The sequence below is a fragment of the Variovorax sp. GW823-FHT04F07 genome (genome assembly GCF_058795995.1).
This window is the reverse complement of record NZ_JBXAIG010000001.1, coordinates 771,373-792,612: the sequence shown is the minus strand read 5'-3', so window position 1 is coordinate 792,612 and position 21,240 is coordinate 771,373. Positions and strand designations below refer to the sequence as shown.

Sequence of the window (21,240 nt, the reverse complement as noted above, 5' to 3'; positions counted from 1 at the left end):
GCCCTTCTCTTTCTGTTCCGGCCATGCCGCCCACGCCTTGCGCGTCGGCGGCATTTTCATTGGCCTGGTTCGGTCAGAGCTTCTTCTGCAGGAAGACGGCGTGGCCGAATTCCGGATCGAGCTGGTAGCTGACGAAGCCTTCGCGCTCGTAGCTGCGCAGCGCGGGCGCATTGCCCGACAGCACCTCGAGCGTGAGCTTGCAGGCGCCGCGACGCCGGGCTTCCTGCTCGACCTGCACGAACATCTGCTGCGCCACGCGCTGGCCGCGGTGGCTGGCGCGCACGACCACGTCATGCACATTGACCAGCGGTTGGCAGGCGAAGGTCGAAAAGCCTTCGATGCAGTTGATGAGACCCACGGGCGTGTCGCCGTCGTAGGCGAGCACGCTGAACGCCTGCGGCCGCGCCGCCAGCGCGGCAGGCAGGCCCTCGCGCACCGACGCGGGCAACGGCGTGCCGCCACCGGCCGGGTCGCGCGCGTAGCTGTCGAGCAGCTCGACCACGGCCGCCGCCTGCAGCGGATCGCGGTAGTCGGCCAGGCGGATTTCGATGCGGCCCGCCGTCGTCATGCGGCAGGCTTGAGCGTGGCCGCGAGGCGCTCGGCGCAGGACTGCGACTGCTTCGGATCGCGCGCCTCGACCATCACGCGCACCAGCGGCTCGGTGCCACTCGCACGGATCAGCACGCGGCCCGCATCGCCCAGCTCGGCTTCGATGCGCTTCGTTTCGCTGGCGAGCGCTGCGTTGCTCTTCCAGTCCTGGTCGGGTGTGAGGCGCACGTTGATCAGCGTCTGCGGGAACAGCGTCACGCCTTCGAGCAGCTGCGCCACCGTCTTGCCGCTGCGCACGCAGGCCTGCAGCACCTGCAGCGCACTGACGATGCCGTCGCCCGTGGTGTGGCGGTCAAGTGCCAGCAGGTGGCCCGAGCCCTCGCCGCCGAGCAGCCAGCCGCGCTTGTCGAGTTCTTCGAGCACGTAGCGGTCGCCGACCTTGGCGCGCACGAACTCGATGTCTTGTGCGCGCAGGGCCATCTCGACGGCCTTGTTGGTCATGAGCGTGCCGACCACGCCCGCCGGCTTCTCGCCGCGCGCGATGCGCTCGGCCACCATCAGGTACAGCAGCTCGTCGCCGTTGAACAGGCGGCCGCTGGCGTCGACCAGCTGCAGCCGGTCGGCGTCGCCGTCCAGCGCAATGCCGTAGTCCGCCTTCTGCGCCGTCACCGTGGCAACCAATGCCTCGGGATGCGTGGCACCGAAACCCTTGTTGATGTTGAGCCCGTCGGGCGCACAGCCGATGCTGGTGACGTCCGCGCCCAGTTCGTGGAACACGTTCGGCGCCACCTGGTAGGCCGCGCCGTGGGCGGCATCGACCACCAGCTTCATGCCGCGCAGCGACAGGTCGTTGGCGAAGGTGCTTTTGCAGAACTCGATGTAGCGGCCGTCCGCGTCGTTGAGGCGGCGGGCCTTGCCCAGGTTGGCCGAATCCACCCAGACGGGTTCCTCTTCGAGCGCGGCCTCGACAGCCAGCTCCCAGGCGTCGTCGAGCTTGGTGCCCTGCGCGCTGAAGAACTTGATGCCGTTGTCGGGAAAGGCGTTGTGGCTGGCGCTGATCACCACACCCAGGCTGGCGCGCTGGGCGCGCGTGAGGTAGGCCACGCCCGGCGTGGGCAGCGGGCCGAGCAGCACCACGTCGACGCCGGCGGAGTTGAAGCCCGACTCGAGCGCCGACTCGAGCATGTAGCCCGAGATGCGGGTGTCCTTGCCGATCAGCACCGTGGGACGGGCCTGGGTTTTCTTGAGGACGCGGCCCACGGCGTGCGCGAGGCGCAGCACGAAATCGGGGGTGATGGGCGATTGGCCGACCGTGCCGCGGATGCCGTCGGTGCCGAAATACTTACGGGTCATGTTGTTGCTCTTTGAAGGTGTTCTTGCGGTGCTTCCGCGCGCATGGCACGCCATACGGCGAGGGCGGCGACGGTGTCGCGAACGTCGTGCACCCGCACGACCGCCGCACCCCGGTCCACGGCCAGCACGGCGGCTGCCACGCTGGGCACGGTACGCCCGGATGCATTGTCGATGCCGGTGACGGCCCCGATGGAGGACTTGCGGGACCAACCTAGCAACAAGGGGTAACCGGTTGCCAACAATTCCCGCTGCCGACCGAGGAGCGCGAAGTTCTGCGCCACGCTCTTGCCGAAACCGACGCCCGGATCGAGCGTGATGCGCGCGGGGTCGATGCCCAGCGCTGTCAGGGGCGCCAGTTGCGCGTCCCAGAAAGCCAGCACCTCGGGAATCACGTCGCCCTGCATCGGCAGCGTCTGCATGGTCTGCGGGTCGCGGTGCATGTGCATCAGGCAGATGCCGCAGGTCGGGTGCGCCGCCACGGCATCGCGCGCGCCGGGTTGGCGCAGGGCCCAGATGTCGTTGACGATGTCCGCGCCCAGGTCGAGCACGGCGCGCATCACCTCGGGCTTGTAGGTGTCGATCGACAGCGGCACGTTCAGCTTCACGGCCTCGCGCACCACGGGCAGCACGCGCGCCAGCTCGGCGTCCAGCGGCACGGCGGGACTGCCGGGGCGGGTCGATTCGCCGCCGATGTCGAGGATGTCGGCGCCCTCCTTCAGCAGTTGCTCGCAGTGCTTCAGCGCAGTCTCGGTCGACGCGTGCGCGCCGCCGTCGGAGAAGGAATCGGGCGTGACGTTGACGATGCCCATCACGCGCGGCTGCGCGAGGTCAATCCTGAAACGCGAGGTCTGCCAAACCGCAGCATCTGGCTCACCATGGAAAACGGGGCCAGGGGCCCCGTTGTTGCTTGATTTCAAGCTCACCTCAAGCGGCGGTCGGCGCCGGGTCAGGATTGACGGCCGGCGTGCCACCACTGCCGCCGCTGCCCGAAGGCGGGATGCGCGGCGTCCAGTCCTTGGGCGGGCGCGGTGCGCGGCCGGCCATGATGTCGTCGAGCTGTTCGCTGTCGATGGTTTCCCATTCGAGCAGCGCCTTGGCCATGGCGTGCATCTTGTCGCTGTTCTCTTCGATCAGGCGGCGCGCCAGGGCGTACTGCTCGTCGATGATGCGGCGCACCTCGCCGTCGACCTTTTCCATGGTCTGTTCGCTCATGTTCGTGGTCTTGGTGACCGAGCGGCCCAGGAACACTTCGCCTTCGTTCTCGGCATAGACCATCGGGCCCAGCGCGTCGGTCATGCCGTAGCGCGTGACCATGTCACGGGCGATGGAGGTCGCGCGCTCGAAGTCGTTGCTGGCGCCGGTGGTCATCTGGTGCATGAACACTTCTTCGGCGATGCGGCCACCGAACAGCATGCTGATCTGGTTCAGCATGTACTCGCGGTCGTAGCTGTAGCGGTCCTGCGACGGCAGGCTCATGGTCACGCCGAGGGCGCGGCCACGCGGAATGATCGTGACCTTGTGGACCGGGTCGCACTTGGGCAGCAGCTTGCCGATGAGGGCGTGGCCGGACTCGTGGTAGGCCGTGTTGCGGCGCTCTTCCTCGGGCATGACCATGCTCTTGCGCTCGGGGCCCATGAAGATCTTGTCCTTGGCCTTCTCGAAGTCCTGCATCTCGACCACGCGCGCATTGCGGCGGGCGGCCATCAGGGCGGCTTCGTTGCACAGGTTGGCCAGGTCGGCACCCGACATGCCGGGCGTGCCGCGGGCGATGACGCTCGGGTTCACGTCCTGGCCCAGCGGGACCTTGCGCATGTGGACGGCCAGGATCTGCTCGCGGCCGCGGATGTCGGGCAGCGTGACGTACACCTGACGGTCGAAACGGCCCGGACGCAGCAGCGCGGCGTCGAGGATGTCGGGGCGGTTGGTGGCAGCCACCACGATCACGCCGAGGTTGGTTTCGAAGCCGTCCATCTCGACCAGCATCTGGTTGAGGGTCTGCTCGCGCTCGTCATTGCCGCCGCCGAGACCGGCGCCGCGCTGGCGACCCACCGCATCGATTTCGTCGATGAAGATGATGCAGGGCGCGTTCTTCTTGGCGTTCTCGAACATGTCGCGCACGCGGGCCGCACCCACGCCGACGAACATTTCAACGAAGTCGGAACCCGAGATCGAGAAGAACGGCACCTTGGCTTCGCCGGCGATCGACTTGGCCAGCAGCGTCTTGCCGGTGCCCGGAGGGCCGACCAGCAGCAGGCCGCGCGGAATGCGACCGCCGAGCTTCTGGAAGCGTTGCGGGTCTTTGAGGAAGTCGACGACTTCACGGACTTCTTCCTTGGCCTCGTCGCAGCCTGCGACGTCGGCGAAAGTGACCGTGTTGTTGTTCTCGTCCATCATGCGGGCCTTGCTCTTGCCGAAGCTGAACGCCCCGCCCTTGCCGCCGCCCTGCATCTGGCGCATGAAGTAGATCCACACGCCGATCAGCAGCAGCATCGGGCCCCAGCTGACCAGCAGGGTCATGAGGAGCGAGCCCTCTTCGCGCGGCTTGACGTCGAACTTGACGTTGTGGTCGATCAGGTCGCCCACGAGGCCGCGGTCGAGGACCGTGGCGGTCGTGCGGATCTTGCGATCGTCGTTGGTGACAGCGACGATCTCGCCGCCGCCGGCGCCTTCAGGAATGATGGCGCTCTTGATCTGGTTGTTGCGGACCTGGTCCAGGAACTCGGAATAGCTCACCGTTCCCGAGCCGACGCCACCGCGGGTGTCGAACTGCTTGAACACAGTGAACAACACCATGGCAATGACGAGCCATACGGCAACTTTGGAAAACCACTGATTGTTCAAACGAAGCTCCAGTCGAAAGCGCGTGACGGGAATATGAAATACGCGCTGAGGGTACGCAATTGCGCCCCATTTTAGGCTTTTCAAGCTGCGAAAAGCGGACATTTCCCTATAGCAGCCATAGGCTGACAAGGGTTTGCGCCCCTGGAGGGCACCCCACGGCAAGGTATCAATGCGTATCGAGCGCCTTCAATCCCCTGCCGATGAGGAAGGTCTCGGCCGATTTGTCGCGCGATGCCTTGGGCTTGAGCGGCTTCACGACGCGGAAATTGGCCTTGAACATCTTGACCAATTCGTCGTACCCGCTGCCGTGGAAGACCTTGGCCACCAATGCCCCTTCGGGCTTCATGTGGTGCTGGGCGAAGTCGATGGCCAGCTCGATCAGGTGCGCCACCCGGGCGGCGTCCGCCGAGTGGATGCCCGACAGGTTGGGTGCCATGTCGGACACCACCAGGTCGGCCTTGCGGCCGTCCAGCACCGCGAGGAGCTGCGCCAGCAGCGCGTCTTCGCGGAAATCGCCCTGCAGGAAGGTCACGCCCTCGATCGGCTCCATCGGCAGCAGGTCGAGCGAAATGATGGTGCCGTTGAGATCGCCGACCGCCGCCCCGCCGGGCGACATGCGCCGCCGCAGGTACTGGCTCCAGGCGCCCGGGGTCGAGCCGAGGTCGACCACCAGCTGGCCGGGCTTGACCAGCCCGAGCGACTCGTCGATTTCCTTGAGCTTGTAAGCCGCGCGGGCGCGGTAGCCCTCTCTGGTCGCGAGCTTCACGTAGGGGTCGTTGATGTGGTCGTGAAGCCACGCCTTGTTGACTTTTTTGCTTTTGGCTTTAGTGCTCATGAGGGTGTTCGTGTACGCGTCGATAATACGGGGATGCCCGCCATTCAACTTACCCCTGCCGAGCGCAAGGTGCACCGCGCCGAAGCTCACCACCTGGATCCGATCGTCATGGTCGGTGGAGACGGGCTCACCCCTGCCGTGAAAAAGGAGGCCGACGCGGCCTTGAAGGCCCATGGCCTGATCAAGGTGCGCGTCTTCTCCGACGACCGCCTCGCCCGCGACGCCATGCTCCAGGAGCTCGCCGACGAGCTCGACGCCGCCCCAATCCAGCACATCGGCAAGCTGCTCGTGCTGTGGCGTCCGAAGCCCGAAAAAGAGCGCGTCATCGACGAAGACCGCATGCCCGGCCCGCGCGACGTCAAGATCGTCAAGTACAGCAAGCGTGGCGGCCAGCGCCCCGAAATCAAGACCCTGCGCGTGCTCGGCAACCAGCGCCTCACCCCTGGCGGCACCATCAAGCGCGCCAAGGCCAAGCGCCCGCTGTCGGCCAAGAAACGCAACCAGGCGGACTGAACTTGGTGGCAGCGCAAGGCGCCCAGCGCCATATCCTCTGCATGAAGTGGGGCACCAAGTACGGCCCCGAGTACGTCAACCGGCTCTACGCCATGGTGCGCCGCCACCTCAGCGGCGACTTCAAGTTCGTTTGCCTGACCGACGATGGCAACGGCATCCGCCCCGAAGTGACGTGCCTGCCGATTCCGCCGCTCAACCTCCAGCTGGCCCCGGGCCAGCGTGACGGCGCCTGGAAGAAGCTCACGACCTTCGAGCAGGACCTGCACGGCCTGCGCGGCACCGCCCTCTTCCTGGACGTCGACGTGGTGATCGTCGGCAGCCTGGACGCCTTCTTCGAGCAACCCGGCGAATTCCTGATCATTCACGACTACGCCCGCCCCTGGCGGCGCGAGCGGATCACGGGCAATTCATCGGTCTACCGCTTCGAGCTGGGCGCCCATGCCGACGTGCTGGCGTACTTCCGCGCCAACATGGACAAGGTGCAGGCCGAATACCGCAACGAACAGGCCTACCTGTCGGACGTGCTGCACAAGCAGGGCAAGCTGGCCTACTGGCCGGCGGCCTGGTGCCCGAGCTTCAAGTACCACGGCATCCCGACCTGGCCGACCAACTACTGGGAAGAGCCCTTCGTGCCCGAAGGCGCCCGTGTGATGGTGTTCCACGGCGAGTGCAACCCGCCCGATGCGTTGGCGGGACGGCGCAACCGCGCCTTCCGCTACATCCGGCCGGCGAGCTGGGTCGCCAAGCACTGGAAAGAGTAAAGCCGGAGGCGGCGATGCGTGTCGCCGCCCCGGTTCAGCGTGGCGCCCGAACGGCGCCGCCCATGCGCCACAGCAACGTGCCGGCGCACACCCACTGAACGAAATACATGCCCGTGCCCACGGCGTGCCACAGCTTGAGGTTGTCGCGCGCCACGATGCGCGGCGCCACGGCGTACTGCTGCAACAGCGCCAGCAGCAGCGCCGCCAGCACCAGGAAGATGGCCGTCAACACCGGCTTGGTCATGCCATCATCGGCCTTCTGGCGGAAATGGATCAGCAGGATCAGCCCGCAGCCGATGGCGATCCAGCTTTGCGCCTCGAACAGCTGGGCCGCGAAATTGCCCGCCACCGCCGGGTTGCCGAGCCGGGCGAAGAGCATCGGCACCACCAGGAAACCGATGGTGCTGAGACTGCCCCACCAGAGGGCCGCCAGCATCAGCGCGACGCGGTCTTTCATCCGACTCAGAGGTAGCGGACCGCCACGATCTCGTAGCGCTTGAGGCCACCCGGCGCCTGCACTTCGGCCGTGTCGCCCTCTTCCTTGCCGATCAGCGCGCGTGCGATCGGGCTGGAGATGTTGATCAGGCCGAGCTTCAGGTCGGCTTCGTCTTCGCCCACGATCTGGTACTTGACGGCATCGCCCGACTCTTCTTCTTCGAGTTCGACGGTCGAGCCGAACACCACCTTGCCGCCGGCATCGAGCTCGCTCGGGTCGATGATCTGCGCGGCCGAGAGCTTGCCTTCGACTTCCTGGATGCGCCCTTCGATGAAGCCCTGGCGGTCCTTGGCGACTTCGTATTCGGCGTTTTCGCTCAGGTCGCCCTGGGCACGCGCCTCGGAAATGGCGTTGATGACCCAGGGACGGTCGACCGTCTTGAGCTGGTGCAGTTCGGCGCGCAGTTTTTCAGCGCCGCGCTTGGTGATCGGAATGGTGGCCATGTTGTTGGTTCTCCATAAAGCGAAACCGCCGAACGCTGCCGTTCGGCGGTCGATTGAGGGAATTGATCAGACGAGTGTGCGTCCGGTCAGCCGGCTCAGGATGGCGAGCGGGCTCGATTCGGGATTGTATTGCTTCGATGCGGCCAGATGAAGGGTCTGCTCGAGCATGTACTGGCCCGCCATCACGGCGTGCGAGGTCTGGTCCGAGAAGCACACCCACACCGAACCCGGCGGGAATTTCGCCGTTTCCTGCGGCGAGTTTTCCTGGTACGCCATGTCCGACTTCATGCCGTCGTGCAGCTGCAGCATCAGGTGGTCGTACTCGCTCCGGAACGACTTGGTGACGTGCAGCGCCTGCAGCAGCTTGGCCTGCCAGCGCACATAGGGCTTGGCCCGCGGCAGGAAGCGCTTGGCGATGTCCTCGAAAGGCTCGCCCACGCGCCACACGCGCGGTGCGCCGTCGGGGTTGACGTTGGTGAACACGCGCAGGATGCGCTCGCCGTAGTTGGGACGCGACGGGAATGCATCGACGTGCAGGCGCCGGTCGTCGGCGCGCCACGACTGCACGCGCGTCTCGACCTGGGCCGGCCGGTAGCTGGTCGGCGCCAGGCGCAAGGCCGGCGTGTAGTGCGGCAGCAGCCCATGGATGAGCTGCTGCGCCTGCGTGCGAAAACGCTTCACCATCGCCGCCGTGGCGCGCTGCACCGCCTCGTCACCGACGGCGCCCTTGAGCTTGCCGTGGGCATCGAGGCTGATGTTGCGCACGTCGGGCGACAGCAGGCTGGACGTCAGCAGACTGCGCTCTTCAGGCAGCAGCTCGAAGCCCAGCCGCGGGAAGTACAGCACCTTGCCGGCTTCCAGTTCCGCGATCCACGCCTCGTTGGGCGTGGCCGCGCTCCAGTCAGTCAGGCCCAGTTCGACCAGCTGCGTTTCCATGGCGATGCCCGGTCAGGCAGCGGCCAGCTGCGCGTGCATCTCCTGCACCGAGATCACGCCCAGCTCGTCCATGAAGCCCATGCCTTCGACCGCGGCTTCGGCGCCGAAGATCGTGGTGAAGGTGGTCACGCGCGCCAGCAGTGCCGAGGTGCGGATCTGGCGCGAGTCGGTGATCGCGTTGCGGCGCTCTTCCACCGTGTTGATGACCAAGGCAATCTCGTTGTTCTTGATCATGTCCACGATGTGCGGGCGGCCTTCGGTCACCTTGTTGACCGTTTCGCAGGCGATGCCGGCGGCGCTGATGGCCGCGGCGGTGCCCTTGGTGGCGACCAGCTCGAAGCCCAGCTTGGCCAGGCCGCGCGCCACTTCGACGGCGCGCGCCTTGTCGTTGTTCTTCACCGAGATGAAGGCCTTGCCCGACTTGGGCAGCAACGTGCCCGCGCCCAGCTGCGACTTCACGAAGGCTTCGCCGAAGGTCTTGCCCACGCCCATGACTTCGCCGGTCGACTTCATCTCGGGGCCGAGGATGGTGTCCACGCCCGGGAACTTGACGAACGGGAACACGGCCTCCTTCACGCTGAAGTACGGCGGCGTCACTTCCTTGGTCACGCCCTGCGACGCGAGCGACTGGCCGGCCATGCAGCGTGCCGCCACCTTGGCCAGCTGGATGCCCGTGGCCTTGCTCACGTAAGGCACGGTGCGCGAGGCACGCGGGTTCACTTCGAGCACGTAGATGACGTCCTTGCCGTCCTTCTGCTGGATGGCGAACTGCACGTTCATCAGGCCGACCACGTTCAGCGCAGCGGCCATGGCAGCGCTCTGGCGCTTCAGCTCGGCCACCGTGTCGGCGTTCAGGCTGTAGGGCGGCAGCGAGCAGGCGGAGTCGCCCGAGTGCACGCCGGCCTGTTCGATGTGTTCCATCACGCCGCCGATCAGCGTGCCGCCTTCGGCGTCACGGATGCAGTCGACGTCGCATTCGACGGCGTCGTTCAGGAAGCGGTCGAGCAACACCGGCGAGTCATTGCTGACCTTCACGGCCTCGCGCATGTAGCGCTCGAGGTCGCGCTGCTCGTGCACGATTTCCATCGCACGGCCGCCGAGCACGTAGCTCGGGCGCACCACCAGCGGGTAGCCCAGGGCCGCAGCCTTTTCGAGCGCTTCGGGTTCGGTGCGCGCGGTGGCGTTCGGCGGCTGACGCAGGCCCAACTCGTGCAGCAGCTTCTGGAAGCGCTCACGGTCTTCGGCCGCGTCGATCATGTCGGGCGAAGTGCCGATGATCGGCACGCCATTGGCTTCGAGGTCGAGCGCGAGCTTCAACGGCGTCTGGCCGCCGTACTGCACGATCACGCCGAGCGGCTTTTCCTTGTCGACGATCTCGAGCACGTCTTCGAGCGTGAGCGGCTCGAAGTACAGGCGGTCCGAGGTGTCGTAGTCGGTCGACACGGTCTCGGGGTTGCAGTTGACCATGATGGTCTCGTAGCCGTCTTCGCGCATGGCGAGCGCGGCGTGCACACAGCAGTAGTCGAACTCGATGCCCTGGCCGATGCGGTTGGGACCGCCGCCGAGCACCATGATCTTCTTCTTGTCGGTCGGGTCGGCCTCGCACTCGTCCTCGTAGGTCGAGTACATGTAGGCGGTGTTGGTCGCGAACTCGGCCGCGCAGGTGTCCACGCGCTTGTAGACCGGACGCACGCCCAGGGCGCGGCGCTTCTCACGGATGGCCGTGTCGGTGGTCTTGAGTTGCTTGGCCAGGCGCCGGTCGGAGAAGCCCTTCTTCTTGAGCGCGAGCAGCGTGTCCTTGTCGATGTCGTCGAGCGACTTGGTTTCCAGCTCGAGCTCGATCTTCACGATCTCTTCGATCTGCACCAGGAACCACGGGTCGATCTTGGTCAGCGCGAACACTTCATCAACGCTCAGGCCCATGGCGAAGGCGTCGCCCACATACCAGATGCGCTCGGGACCGGGCTCGCCCAGTTCCTTTTCGAGCACTTCGCGGTCTTGCGTCTTCTCGTTCAGGCCGTCCACGCCCACTTCGAGGCCGCGCAGGGCCTTCTGGAACGATTCCTGGAAGGTGCGGCCCATGGCCATCACCTCGCCCACCGACTTCATCTGCGTCGTGAGGCGCGAGTCGGCCTGCGGGAATTTTTCGAAAGCGAAACGCGGGATCTTGGTGACCACGTAGTCGATCGACGGTTCGAACGACGCAGGCGTGGCGCCGCCGGTGATCTCGTTGCGCAGCTCGTCGAGCGTGTAGCCCACAGCCAGCTTAGCCGCGACCTTGGCGATCGGGAAGCCCGTGGCCTTGGAGGCCAGCGCCGAGGAGCGCGACACGCGCGGGTTCATCTCGATGACGACCATGCGGCCGTCCTTCGGGTTGATGGAGAACTGCACGTTCGAGCCGCCGGTGTCCACGCCGATCTCGCGCAGCACGGCCAGCGAGGCGTTGCGCAGGATCTGGTATTCCTTGTCGGACAGCGTCTGCGCGGGGGCCACGGTGATCGAGTCGCCGGTGTGCACGCCCATCGGGTCGAGGTTTTCGATCGAGCAGACGATGATGCAGTTGTCGGCCTTGTCGCGCACGACTTCCATCTCGTACTCTTTCCAGCCGAGCAGCGATTCTTCGATCAGCAGCTCGTTGGTTGGCGAGGCTTCGATGCCGCGCTTGCAGATGGTCTCGAACTCTTCCGGGTTGTAGGCGATGCCGCCGCCGGTGCCGCCCAGCGTGAAGCTGGGGCGGATGACGACCGGGAAGCCGACCGTCTTCTGCACGGCCCACGCCTCGTCGAGCGTGTGGGCGATGCCCGAACGCGCCGAGCCCAGGCCGATCTTGGTCATCGCGTCCTTGAACTTCAGGCGGTCTTCGGCCTTGTCGATGGCTTCAGGCGTGGCGCCGATCAGCTCGATCGGGCGGTTCGTGGCCGTGCCGGTGTACTTGTCGAGCACGCCGTTGCGCCACAGGTCGAGCGCGCAGTTCAGCGCGGTCTGGCCGCCCATGGTCGGCAGAATCGCGTCGGGGCGTTCCTTGGCGATGATTTTTTCAACCGTCTGCCAGGTGATGGGCTCGATGTAGGTGACGTCGGCCGTGGCCGGGTCGGTCATGATCGTCGCGGGGTTGCTGTTGATCAGGATGACCTTGTAGCCCTCTTCGCGCAGCGCCTTGCAGGCCTGCACGCCGGAGTAGTCGAACTCGCAGGCCTGGCCGATGATGATCGGGCCAGCGCCGATGATGAGGATCGATTTGAGGTCGGTGCGCTTAGGCATTCTTGTGCTCCGTCTTGTGCTTTTCCATGAGTGCCGTGAAGCGATCGAACAGGTAGCCGATGTCGTGCGGGCCCGGCGAGGCTTCGGGGTGGCCCTGGAAGCAGAACGCGGGCTTGTCGGTGCGCGCCAGGCCCTGCAGCGTGTTGTCGAACAGGCTGATGTGAGTGGGACGCAGGTTGGCCGGCAGCGACTTCTCGTCGACCGCGAAGCCGTGGTTCTGGCTGGTGATGCTCACGCGGCCGTTGTCCAGGTCCTTCACCGGATGGTTCGCACCGTGGTGGCCGAACTTCATCTTGAAGGTCTTGGCGCCCGAGGCGAGCGCCATGATCTGGTGGCCCAGGCAGATGCCGAAGGTGGGAATGCCGGTCTCGATCAGTTCCTTGACCGCGCTGATGGCGTAGTCGCAGGGCTGCGGGTCGCCAGGGCCGTTGGCCAGGAAGATGCCATCCGGCTTGAGCTTGAGCACGTCGGCCGCGGGCGTCTGCGCCGGCACCACGGTGATGCGCGCGCCGCGCTGCGCGATCATGCGCAAGATGTTCTTCTTGACGCCGTAGTCGAACGCGACCACGTGGAACTGCGGCGTGATCTGCACGCCGTAGCCCGCGCCGAGCTTCCACTCGGTCTCGGTCCATTCGTAGGTCTGCTTGACCGACACCACCTTGGCCAGGTCGAGGCCAGCCATGCTGGGCGCGGCCTTGGCGGCGGCGATGGCCTTGTCGATCAGCGCCTGCGTCACGGTCTCGCCCGCGGCCAGGCCCAGGATGCAGCCGTTCTGCGCGCCGTGGGTGCGCAGGTGGCGCGTGAGCTTGCGGGTGTCGATGTTCGCAATGGCCACCGTGTTGCCGGACACGAGGTACTCGGTCAGCGTGGCGGTCTTGCGGAAGTTGGAAGCGACGAGGGGCAGGTCCTTGATGATCAGGCCTGCGGCATGGATCTTGTCGGCCTCGATGTCCTCGCCGTTGACACCATAGTTGCCGATGTGCGGATACGTCAGGGTGACGATCTGCTGGCAGTAGCTGGGGTCGGTGAGGATTTCCTGGTAACCGGTCATCGCGGTGTTGAACACCACTTCACCGGTCGTGGAGCCGGCGGCTCCGATCGAGTTGCCGAGAAAGACCGTGCCGTCTGCGAGCGCCAGGATGGCGGGCGGGAAACTTCCCTTGAGAGACAAAAGCACTGGGTTCTCCGGATGGTTACGGTCGCCCGGAGCCCCAGGCGCGTTGCCTGCGGACTGCTGCTTAAGGGGATTTTGGCGTTGAAGGCGGCCGGGCGACGCTGATTTGCGAGTAAGCCCCCGATTGTAGCCCGGACTGGGTGTGTTATTTGGCCTGCAGGGCTGCTCCGCTTGCGTGCAGGCAGATGGCGGCGGCCGCCGCCACGTTGAGCGACTCCTCGCCGCCCGGTTGCGCGATGCGGATGTGGTGGGCGGCCCGAGCCTCCAGCGCGGCCGAAACGCCCTGCCCCTCGTGGCCCATCAGCCAGGCGCAGGGGTGCGGCAGATCGGCCTTGTGCAGCCATTCACCCCGGTGCGAGCTGGTGGCCACCAGCGGCACCCGCAGCGCATCGAGCGCGTCGATGTCCACGCCTTCGACCAGCCGCAGGCCGAAGTGGGCCCCCATGCCGGCGCGCAGCACCTTCGGCGCCCACAGCGCGGCCGTGCCCTTGAGCGCGATCACCTGGGTGAAGCCGAAAGCTGCCGCGCTGCGCAGGATGGAGCCGGCATTGCCGGCGTCCTGCAGGCGGTCGAGCACCACGGTCAGGGCATCGGGCAGGATCTCGGGTCGCGCCGGCAGGTCGAGCACGAAGCCCATCGGTGCCGGCGACTCCAGGCCGCTGACCGCACGCAACAGGTCGTCGGCAACCACTACCGTTTTGATAGCACTCTGCACCCATTCGGCGGGCGCCGAAGGCCAGAACGCCTCCGAGAACACTGCCACCGCCGGCTTGACGCCGCGCGCCAGCGCCGCGCGGCACAGGTGATCGCCCTCGAGCCAGAGGCGGCCGAGCTTGCGGTAGGCACCCGGGTCCTGCGCGAGCTTGCGCAGGTCCTTGAGCAAGGGGTTGTCGCGCGAGCTGATGTGGCTCGGGCCGGTGTCGGTGGTCATGGCAGGCTCAGGGGGCGGCGCGCGGATCGAGGCGTGCGCTCTGGTTTTCGGCGGCGCCGATCACGAGGGTCGCTGGCACCTCGCCGGTCACAACGGTGACGCCCGAAGTCGCAGCGGCCGTGCGCGCCAGCGCCGCCGCCACCGGGCTGAACGACCGACGGTGATGCACACAGGCCCCGTGGCGCTGGAGCGCCTCGAGGTGCTCGCGCGTGCCGTAGCCCTTGTGGCCGGCGAAGCCGTAGTGCGGAAATTCGTCGTGCAGTTGCGTGCAGAGCCGGTCGCGGTGCACCTTGGCCAGGATGGACGCGGCCGAGATCGCCTTGACCCGCGCGTCGCCCTTGACGATGGCCTCGGCCAGCACGTCGAGCCGGGGCAGCCGGTTGCCGTCCACCAGCACCTTGACCGGTTTCAGCCGCAGGCCTTCGACCGCGCGACGCATCGCGAGCATGGTGGCCTGCAGGATGTTGAGGCTGTCGATCTCCTCGACCGAGGCCTGGGCGATGGAGCAGCACAGCGCCTTGGCCAGGATCTGGTCGTGCAGGCGTTCGCGCTGCAGGGCCGTGAGCGTCTTGGAGTCGGCCAGGCCGCGGATCGGGCGCAGGTCGTCCAGGATCACGGCTGCGGCCACCACGGGGCCGGCCAGCGGCCCGCGCCCTGCCTCGTCGACGCCCGCCATCAGGCCGGGCGCGTCCCACACCAGCGGGGCCTGCTCAGCCTTCAAGAACTTTCTGGATCGCATCGGCGCACAGTGTGGGCGTGTCGCGCTGCAATTGCACATGCAGCGCGGAAAATCTTTGTTGCAGCGCCTGCGTCTTCGCGGGCGCGTCGAGCCATTCGAGCGTGGCCTGTGCCAGCGCCTCGGGCGAGGCGGCTTCCTGCAGCAGTTCGGGCACCACGAACTCGCGGCACAGGATGTTCGGCAATCCCACCCAGGGCTGCAGCTGCTTGCGCTGCATCAGGCGCCACGAGAGCCCGTTCATGTTGTAGGCGATGACCATCGGCCGCTTGAACAGCGCCGCCTCGAGCGTGGCGGTGCCGCTGGCGATCAGCGTGACATCGCAGGCGGCGAGCGCAGCGTGCGACTGGCCATGGAGCAGCGTCACCCGCCCCGCCATGCCGGCAGCCTGCAGCAGGCCTTCGACCTCGGTGCGCAGCCCCGGCAGGATCGGTGCGATGAACTGCAGCTTCGGCTTGGCCTTCTGCATCAGCGCCGCAGCTGCGAAGAAGCGGGCGGCAAGGTAGCGGATTTCGGAGCGGCGGCTCCCGGGCAGCAGCGCAACGACTTGCGCCTCGGGGTCCAGCCCCAGCGCGACGCGGGCGGCCGCGCGGTCGGGCGTCATCGGGATCACGTTGGCCACCGGATGCCCCACGTAGCTCCCGGCGACACCCTGCTTTTCGAGCAGTTCGGGCTCGAACGGGAAGATGCACAACACATGATCGGCGGCAGCCCGGATCTTGTCGATGCGGTCGGCGCGCCAGGCCCAGATCGAGGGGCAGACGAAATGAACGGTCTTGATGCCCTCGCGGCGCAGGCCGGCTTCGAGGTCGAGATTGAAATCGGGCGCATCCACGCCGATGAACAGCTCGGGGCGCTCGCGCAGCAGCCGGGCCTTGAGCTGGCGGCGGATGCCAGCGATCTCGGCGTAGTGCCGAAGCACCTCGATGTAGCCGCGTACGGCCAGCTTTTCCTGCGGCCACCAGCTCTGAAAGCCGTGGGCCAGCATGCGTGGGCCGCCGATGCCGACGGTCTGCAAGGCAGGCCAGCGGGCCTCGAGGCCGTCGAGCAGCAAACCCGCGAGCAGGTCGCCGGACGCTTCGCCCGCGACCAGCGCGAAACGGCGCTGATCGTTCGTGCTCATCGCGCCCATGTCAGCGCGCGATGCCGCGCGTTGAATGAGCGAGGAAGGCCTCCATCAGCGCGACATCGCTGGCGGCCTCAGGCATTTCCGCCGCGAGCTCGGCGATGGCAGCGCGCGCCTCTTCGAGCGTCTTGCCCTGGCGATACAGCAGGCGGTGCATCTGCTTGACCGCCGCGAGCCGCTGCGCCGAGAAATCGCGCCGGCGCAGGCCCACGACGTTGAACCCGCGAACCGCCAGCGGATTGCCGTCGACCAGCATGAAGGGTGGCACGTCCTGCGAGATCGCGCTCGCGAAGCCGACCATGGCGTGCGCGCCCACCGAAACGAACTGGTGGATGCCCGTCAAGCCGCCGATCGTGACCCAGTCGGCCAGGTGCACATGCCCAGCCAGCGTGGTGTTGTTGGACAGCGTCGTGTGGTTGTCGACCCGGCAGTCGTGCGCGATGTGCGTGTACGCCATGATCCAGTTGTCGTTGCCGACACGCGTGATGCCCCCTGCCCCGGGTACGCCGAGGTTGAAGGTGCAGAACTCGCGGATCACGTTGCGGTCGCCGATGGTCAGCTCGGTGGGCTCGCCCGCGTACTTCTTGTCTTGCGGGATCGCGCCGAGCGACGAGAACTGGAAGATCCTGTTGTCGCGCCCGATGGTGGTGCGCCCTTCGATCACGCAGTGCGCGCCGATGGTGGTGCCCGCGCCGATCCGCACGTGCGGGCCGATCACGGTATAGGGACCGACCGACACCGAGGCGTCGAGCTGGGCCTTCGGGTCGACGATCGCGGTCGAATGAACCTGGGTCATGCCTTGCAAGAGACGATGAGCCGGATCAGCTGTTGATCTGGCGCATGGCGCACATCAGCGAGGCTTCGCACGCCAGTTCGCTGCCCACGAGCGCACGGCCCTTGAACTTCGAGATGCCGGCCTTCATGCGCTCGATCTCGACTTCCAGCGTGAGCTGGTCGCCCGGCTCCACGGGGCGCTTGAAGCGCGCGCCGTCGATGGCCGCAAAGTAGTAGACCGTGTTGTCGTCGGGCACGATGTCCAGCGAGCGGAACGACAGCAGCGCCGCGGCCTGCGCCATGGCTTCGAGCATCAGCACGCCCGGCATCACCGGACGGTGCGGGAAGTGGCCGTTGAAGAAAGGCTCGTTCATCGTCACGTTCTTGAGGGCCGTGATGCGCTTGCCCTTTTCCATGCTCAACACCCGGTCCACCAGGAGAAACGGGTAGCGATGCGGCAGCAACTTGAGAATTTGGTGGATATCGAGCGTCGTGTCCGTCATGGTGTTCTGTTCCTGCATCGTCGTCATTGTTTCGAGGGGGCTTTTTCCAGCGCCTTCAGTCGTTCGCGCAGGCTGTGCAACTGCTTGAGTGTTGCCGCATTCTTTTCCCAGTTCGCATTGTCATCGATCGGAAACATGCCGGTGTACTGGCCGGCCTTGCGGATGGAGCGTGTCACCACGGTCGCCGCCGACACATGCACGCCGTCGGCCACCGTGAGGTGGCCCAGCACGATGGCACCGCCGCCAAAGGTGCAGTGGGCGCCGATGGTGGCGCTGCCGGCCACGCCGACGCAGCCCGCCATCGCCGTGTGCTTGCCGACGCGCACGTTGTGGCCGATCTGGATCAGGTTGTCGAGCTTCACGCCGTCTTCGATCACGGTGTCGTCGAGCGCGCCGCGGTCGATGCAGGTGTTGGCGCCGATCTCGACGTCGTTGCCGATGCGCACCGCGCCCAGCTGCTCAATCTTGACCCAGGCGCCCTGGTGCGGCGCAAGGCCGAAGCCGTCGGCCCCGATCACCACACCGGGGTGCAGCAGGCAGCGCTCGCCAATGGTGCAGTCTTCGCTGACCGTGACGCGCGACTTCAGCACGGTGCCCGCACCGATGCGCGCGCCCCGCTCCACCACGCACAGCGCACCGATGCGCGCAGTGGCGTCGACATGGGCTTCGGGATGGATCACGGCGGAGGGATGGATGCGATCGGCTTCCGGGCGCGCATGGTGCGCTTTCCACAGCTGCGTCAGGCGCGCAAAGTAGTAGTACGGATCGGGCGTGACGATGTAGGCGCCACGCGCCGCGGCGGCCTCGCGCATGGCGGGCGACACGATGACACAGGCCGCCTTGGAGGCGGCCAGTTCCTGCTGGTATTTGGGATGGCTCAGGAAGCTGAGCGCATCGGGCTGTGCATTCTGAAGCGGCGCGAGCCGCTCGATGGACAGCGTGGCATCTCCATGAAGCTCGCCCCCGAGGGCGTCAACGATGGCTTCGAGCTGCAGCGACACGCCGGTTCGCGGCGTTACTTGCCGGCCGCAGGCGCAGAGGAGCCGACCGACGCGTTGAGCGCCTTGATCACCTTGTCGGTGATGTCGTGCTTCGGGTTGATGTAGATCGCTTCCTGGAGGATGGCGTCGTACTTTTCGGCTTCGGCGACCTGCTTGACCACGCGGTTGGCGCGCTCGTAGACCTGCTGGAGCTCTTCGTTCTTGCGCGCGTTCAGGTCTTCCTGGAACTCGCGGCGCTTGCGCTGGAAGTCGCGGTCCTGGTCGACCAGCGAACGCTGGCGCGAGACGCGCTGGCTTTCCGACAGGGTCGGTGCCTCGCGCTCGAACTTCTCCGAGGCCGTCTTCAGCGCATCGCCCTGCACGGTCAGGTCCTTTTCGCGCTTGAGGAATTCAGCCTCGAGCTTGGCTTGCGCGGTCTTGGCCGGCTGCGCTTCGCGCAGCACACGGTCGGGGTTCACGAAACCGATGCGAAAGCTTTCCTGGGCCTGCGCGGGCGCAGCCATGAGGGCAAAAGCGGGAATCAGGAACGCGCCGGCGGCGGCGCGAATCAAATGCTTCATTTAGAAAGACGTTCCGATCTGGAATTGGAGGCGCTGAATTCTATCCTTCGGGATCACGACGAACCCGGTGCTCGGATCCGTCACTTCCTTCTGGGACTTGACGGGGAAGGCGTAGGCCAGGCGCAGCGGGCCCAGCGGCGAGATCCAGCTGATGCCCAGGCCGACCGAGGCGCGCAGCTTCTTCTGGGCCTTCCATTGCTCGTCCGTCACGTTGGGTGCACGGGAGCCGAACACGTTACCGACGTCGAAGAAGCCGTACAGGCGCAGCGTGCGGTCGTTGCCGGCGCCGGGGAACGGCGTGCTCAGCTCGGCGTTGAAGATGGCCTTCTTGGTACCGCCCAGTGCCGCGCCTTCGGTCTGGCCGAGCAGCGGCTGGTCGCGCGGGCCCAGCGAGTTCTGCTCGAAACCACGGATCGAACCCAGGCCACCGGCGTAGAAGTTCTTGAAGATCGGGTAGACCTTGCCACCGAAGGCCTTGGCATAACCCACTTCGCCGTTGATGGCGAAGGTGTACTGCTTGTTGATCGCGAAGAACTGCTGGTACTGGTAGCTGGTCTTCAAGTACTTCATGTCCCCGCCCACGCCCAGCTCGAGGTTGGCGCGCTGCAGGCGACCGGTGGTCGGGACCAGCGCGCTGTCGCGGCTATCGCGGCCCCAGCCCACGGTCAGCGGCACACCCCAGACGCTCTTCTGGTCGCAACCCGTGACGAACCAGCCGCTCGCGTCTTTCGCGCACTGGAAGTAGTTGAGGTACGACTGCGGCGTGGTGAGGCCGGCGAGCGCCGAGCGGTTCGGGTCGAACGCATAACGCTCCAGGCCGACGCCGAAGAAGACGGTGTCGAGTTCGCTGAACGGCACGCCGAAACGGATCGAGGCGCCCTGGTTCACCAGCTTGTAGTCGCCGTCTTCGTTCGTGGAGTACGGGCGCGTCGTCGTGTGGTACACGCTGATCGTGCGCGAGATGCCGTCCTTCGTGAAGTACGGGTCGGTGGTGGTCAGCGACAGCGTGCGATTGTACTTGCTGGTGTTGACCTGCACGCCCAGGAAATTGCCCGAGCCGAACACGTTCTCCTGCGAGATGCCGAAGGTCAGCGCGACCTTTTCCGCGCTCGAGTAGCCGGCGCCCAGCTGCAGCGTGCCGGTGGGCTTTTCGGCCACGTTGACGGTCAGGTCGACCTGGTCGGGCGAGCCAGGCACTTCCTGGGTCTCGACGTTCACTTCGGTGAAGAAGCCCAGGCGGTCCACGCGGTCGCGCGAGACCTTGATCTTGTCGCCGTCGTACCACGAGGCTTCGAACTGGCGGAACTCGCGACGGATCACTTCGTCGCGCGTCTTGTTGTTGCCGCCGACCGACACGCGGCGCACGTACACGCGGCGCGAAGGCTCGGCCTGCAGCGTGAGCGTGACGCGGTTGTTCACGCGGTCGATGTCCGGACGCGCCTGCACGCGGGCGAAGGCGTAGCCGAAGGTGCCGAAGTAGTCGCTGAAGGCCTTGGTGGTCTCCGTGACCTGCTCGCCGTTGTAGGGCTCGCCGGGCTTGATCGTGATGAGCGACTTGAACTCGTCGTCGCGGCCCAGGTAGTTGCCGTCGAGCTTGATGCCCGCCACCACGAACTTTTCGCCTTCGGTGATGTTCACCGTGACGCTCAGGTCCTTGCGGTCCGGCGAAATGGCGACCTGGGTCGAATCGATGCGGAACTCGAGGTAGCCGCGGGTGATGTAGTAGCTCTTCAGCGTCTCGAGGTCGGCGTTGAGCTTGGCGCGCGAGTACTGGTTCGACTTGGTGTACCAGCTCATGAAGCCGCCGCTGTCCTGGTCGAACAGGCTCAGCAGCGTCGATTCGCTGAAGGCCTTGTTGCCGACCACGTGCACTTCGCGGATGCGGGCGGACTCGCCTTCGGTCACGGTGAACGTCAGGTTCACGCGGTTGCGCTCGATGGGCGTGACGGTGGTCACGACGTTCGCGTTGTACAGGCTGCGGCTCACGTACTGGCGCTTGAGCTCCTGCTCCGCGCGGTCGGCCAGGGCCTTGTCGTACGGGCGACCGTCGGCCAGCCCGATTTCACGCAGCGCCTTCTGCAGCGCCGCCTTGTCGAATTCCTTGGCGCCGACGAAGTCGACGTCGGCGATGGTGGGCCGCTCTTCGACGATCACCACCAGCACGTTGCCGTTGACGTCGATGCGCACGTCCTTGAACAACCCCAGGTCGAACAGCGCGCGGATCGCGGCCGAGCCGCGTTCGTCGCTGTAGGTGTCGCCCACACGCAGGGGCAGCGACCCGAAGATCGTGCCGGCCTCGACGCGTTGCAAGCCTTCGACGCGGATATCGCGCACCGTGAAAGGCTCGACGGCCCAAGCGGCCGTGGCCGCCAGCGTGCTGGCCACCACCGCGGCAACGCTACGCAGGCGAAAGCGACTGAAGTTTGTGTTCATCTGTGAATTGGGCC

General features: G+C 66.3%; 20 protein-coding genes. 2 read left to right on the top strand and 18 right to left on the bottom strand.

From position 1 onward, the window contains the following. Positions 1-73: 73 nt before the first annotated feature. The 5 genes from AC1RAA_RS03690 to AC1RAA_RS03670 all read right to left on the bottom strand — a co-directional run bounded on the left by AC1RAA_RS03690 (position 74) and on the right by AC1RAA_RS03670 (position 5,578). Entirely contained in the window at positions 74-568 is a 495-nt protein-coding gene (locus tag AC1RAA_RS03690) for a GNAT family N-acetyltransferase (protein ID WP_159271911.1), read from the bottom strand. Continuing rightward, positions 565-1,902, bottom strand: a complete 1,338-nt coding sequence (gene glmM / locus AC1RAA_RS03685; RefSeq protein ID WP_492726542.1) for a phosphoglucosamine mutase — start codon at positions 1,900-1,902, stop codon at positions 565-567. Before glmM ends, AC1RAA_RS03690 begins: the two co-directional genes overlap by 4 nt. Beyond that, a complete protein-coding gene (folP, locus tag AC1RAA_RS03680) occupies positions 1,899-2,711 on the bottom strand; it encodes a dihydropteroate synthase (protein WP_307693724.1) in 813 nt (270 codons plus the stop codon). Before folP ends, glmM begins: the two co-directional genes overlap by 4 nt. Positions 2,712-2,826: 115 nt before the next feature. Continuing rightward, the gene (gene ftsH, locus AC1RAA_RS03675) at positions 2,827-4,743 is read right to left on the bottom strand and encodes an ATP-dependent zinc metalloprotease FtsH (protein WP_062471558.1); all 1,917 of its coding nucleotides are present in this window, start codon (positions 4,741-4,743) and stop codon (positions 2,827-2,829) included. Between the two features lie 166 nt (positions 4,744-4,909). Beyond that, positions 4,910-5,578: an RlmE family RNA methyltransferase gene (locus tag AC1RAA_RS03670; RefSeq protein WP_095947720.1), complete on the bottom strand. Its 669-nt coding sequence runs from the start codon at positions 5,576-5,578 to the stop codon at positions 4,910-4,912. 33 nt (positions 5,579-5,611) lie between these two features. Between AC1RAA_RS03670 and AC1RAA_RS03665 the strand changes: the two genes are divergently transcribed. Both AC1RAA_RS03665 and AC1RAA_RS03660 read left to right on the top strand, forming a co-directional pair. Then, a complete protein-coding gene (locus AC1RAA_RS03665; protein WP_062471564.1) occupies positions 5,612-6,091 on the top strand; it encodes a YhbY family RNA-binding protein in 480 nt (159 codons plus the stop codon). A 41-nt stretch (positions 6,092-6,132) separates the two neighbouring features. Beyond that, the gene (locus tag AC1RAA_RS03660) at positions 6,133-6,852 is read left to right on the top strand and encodes a glycosyltransferase (RefSeq protein WP_167395020.1); all 720 of its coding nucleotides are present in this window, start codon (positions 6,133-6,135) and stop codon (positions 6,850-6,852) included. 34 nt (positions 6,853-6,886) lie between these two features. On the opposite strand, the gene AC1RAA_RS03655 is transcribed toward AC1RAA_RS03660, so the two are convergent. The 13 genes from AC1RAA_RS03655 to bamA all read right to left on the bottom strand — a co-directional run bounded on the left by AC1RAA_RS03655 (position 6,887) and on the right by bamA (position 21,226). Then, a complete protein-coding gene (locus AC1RAA_RS03655) occupies positions 6,887-7,309 on the bottom strand; it encodes a DUF4149 domain-containing protein (RefSeq protein WP_159271914.1) in 423 nt (140 codons plus the stop codon). Between the two features lie 5 nt (positions 7,310-7,314). Further along, on the bottom strand, positions 7,315-7,791 hold the full coding sequence (greA, locus tag AC1RAA_RS03650) for a transcription elongation factor GreA (protein WP_056518766.1): 477 nt from the start codon (positions 7,789-7,791) through the stop codon (positions 7,315-7,317). A gap of 66 nt (positions 7,792-7,857) precedes the next feature. Beyond that, positions 7,858-8,727, bottom strand: coding sequence for a Kdo hydroxylase KdoO (gene kdoO, locus AC1RAA_RS03645; RefSeq protein ID WP_492726539.1), 870 nt, complete (start codon positions 8,725-8,727; stop codon positions 7,858-7,860). Positions 8,728-8,739: 12 nt separating this feature from the next. Further along, positions 8,740-11,988: a carbamoyl-phosphate synthase large subunit gene (gene carB / locus AC1RAA_RS03640; protein WP_062471576.1), complete on the bottom strand. Its 3,249-nt coding sequence runs from the start codon at positions 11,986-11,988 to the stop codon at positions 8,740-8,742. Next, the gene (gene carA, locus AC1RAA_RS03635) at positions 11,981-13,165 is read right to left on the bottom strand and encodes a glutamine-hydrolyzing carbamoyl-phosphate synthase small subunit (protein ID WP_062471578.1); all 1,185 of its coding nucleotides are present in this window, start codon (positions 13,163-13,165) and stop codon (positions 11,981-11,983) included. The genes carB and carA overlap by 8 nt, the downstream gene beginning before the upstream one ends. Positions 13,166-13,307: 142 nt before the next feature. After that, complete coding sequence (locus tag AC1RAA_RS03630; protein ID WP_492726536.1) at positions 13,308-14,093, bottom strand: TrmH family RNA methyltransferase; 786 nt, start codon at positions 14,091-14,093, stop codon at positions 13,308-13,310. A 7-nt stretch (positions 14,094-14,100) separates the two neighbouring features. Continuing rightward, complete coding sequence (gene rnhB / locus AC1RAA_RS03625; protein WP_492726534.1) at positions 14,101-14,832, bottom strand: ribonuclease HII; 732 nt, start codon at positions 14,830-14,832, stop codon at positions 14,101-14,103. After that, the gene (lpxB, locus tag AC1RAA_RS03620; RefSeq protein ID WP_492726532.1) at positions 14,804-15,952 is read right to left on the bottom strand and encodes a lipid-A-disaccharide synthase; all 1,149 of its coding nucleotides are present in this window, start codon (positions 15,950-15,952) and stop codon (positions 14,804-14,806) included. Before lpxB ends, rnhB begins: the two co-directional genes overlap by 29 nt. Before the next feature lie 10 nt (positions 15,953-15,962). Next, positions 15,963-16,751, bottom strand: coding sequence for an acyl-ACP--UDP-N-acetylglucosamine O-acyltransferase (lpxA, locus tag AC1RAA_RS03615; protein ID WP_492726530.1), 789 nt, complete (start codon positions 16,749-16,751; stop codon positions 15,963-15,965). Between the two features lie 25 nt (positions 16,752-16,776). Beyond that, positions 16,777-17,232, bottom strand: a complete 456-nt coding sequence (fabZ, locus tag AC1RAA_RS03610; protein WP_056582588.1) for a 3-hydroxyacyl-ACP dehydratase FabZ — start codon at positions 17,230-17,232, stop codon at positions 16,777-16,779. Between the two features lie 23 nt (positions 17,233-17,255). Further along, positions 17,256-18,233, bottom strand: coding sequence for a UDP-3-O-(3-hydroxymyristoyl)glucosamine N-acyltransferase (lpxD, locus tag AC1RAA_RS03605; protein WP_492726528.1), 978 nt, complete (start codon positions 18,231-18,233; stop codon positions 17,256-17,258). A gap of 14 nt (positions 18,234-18,247) precedes the next feature. Further along, positions 18,248-18,793 (bottom strand): OmpH/Skp family outer membrane protein, encoded by a 546-nt coding sequence (locus AC1RAA_RS03600; RefSeq protein WP_070060531.1) that lies wholly within the window; start codon positions 18,791-18,793, stop codon positions 18,248-18,250. Continuing rightward, positions 18,794-21,226 (bottom strand): outer membrane protein assembly factor BamA, encoded by a 2,433-nt coding sequence (gene bamA, locus AC1RAA_RS03595; protein WP_492726526.1) that lies wholly within the window; start codon positions 21,224-21,226, stop codon positions 18,794-18,796. Positions 21,227-21,240 lie beyond the last annotated feature (14 nt).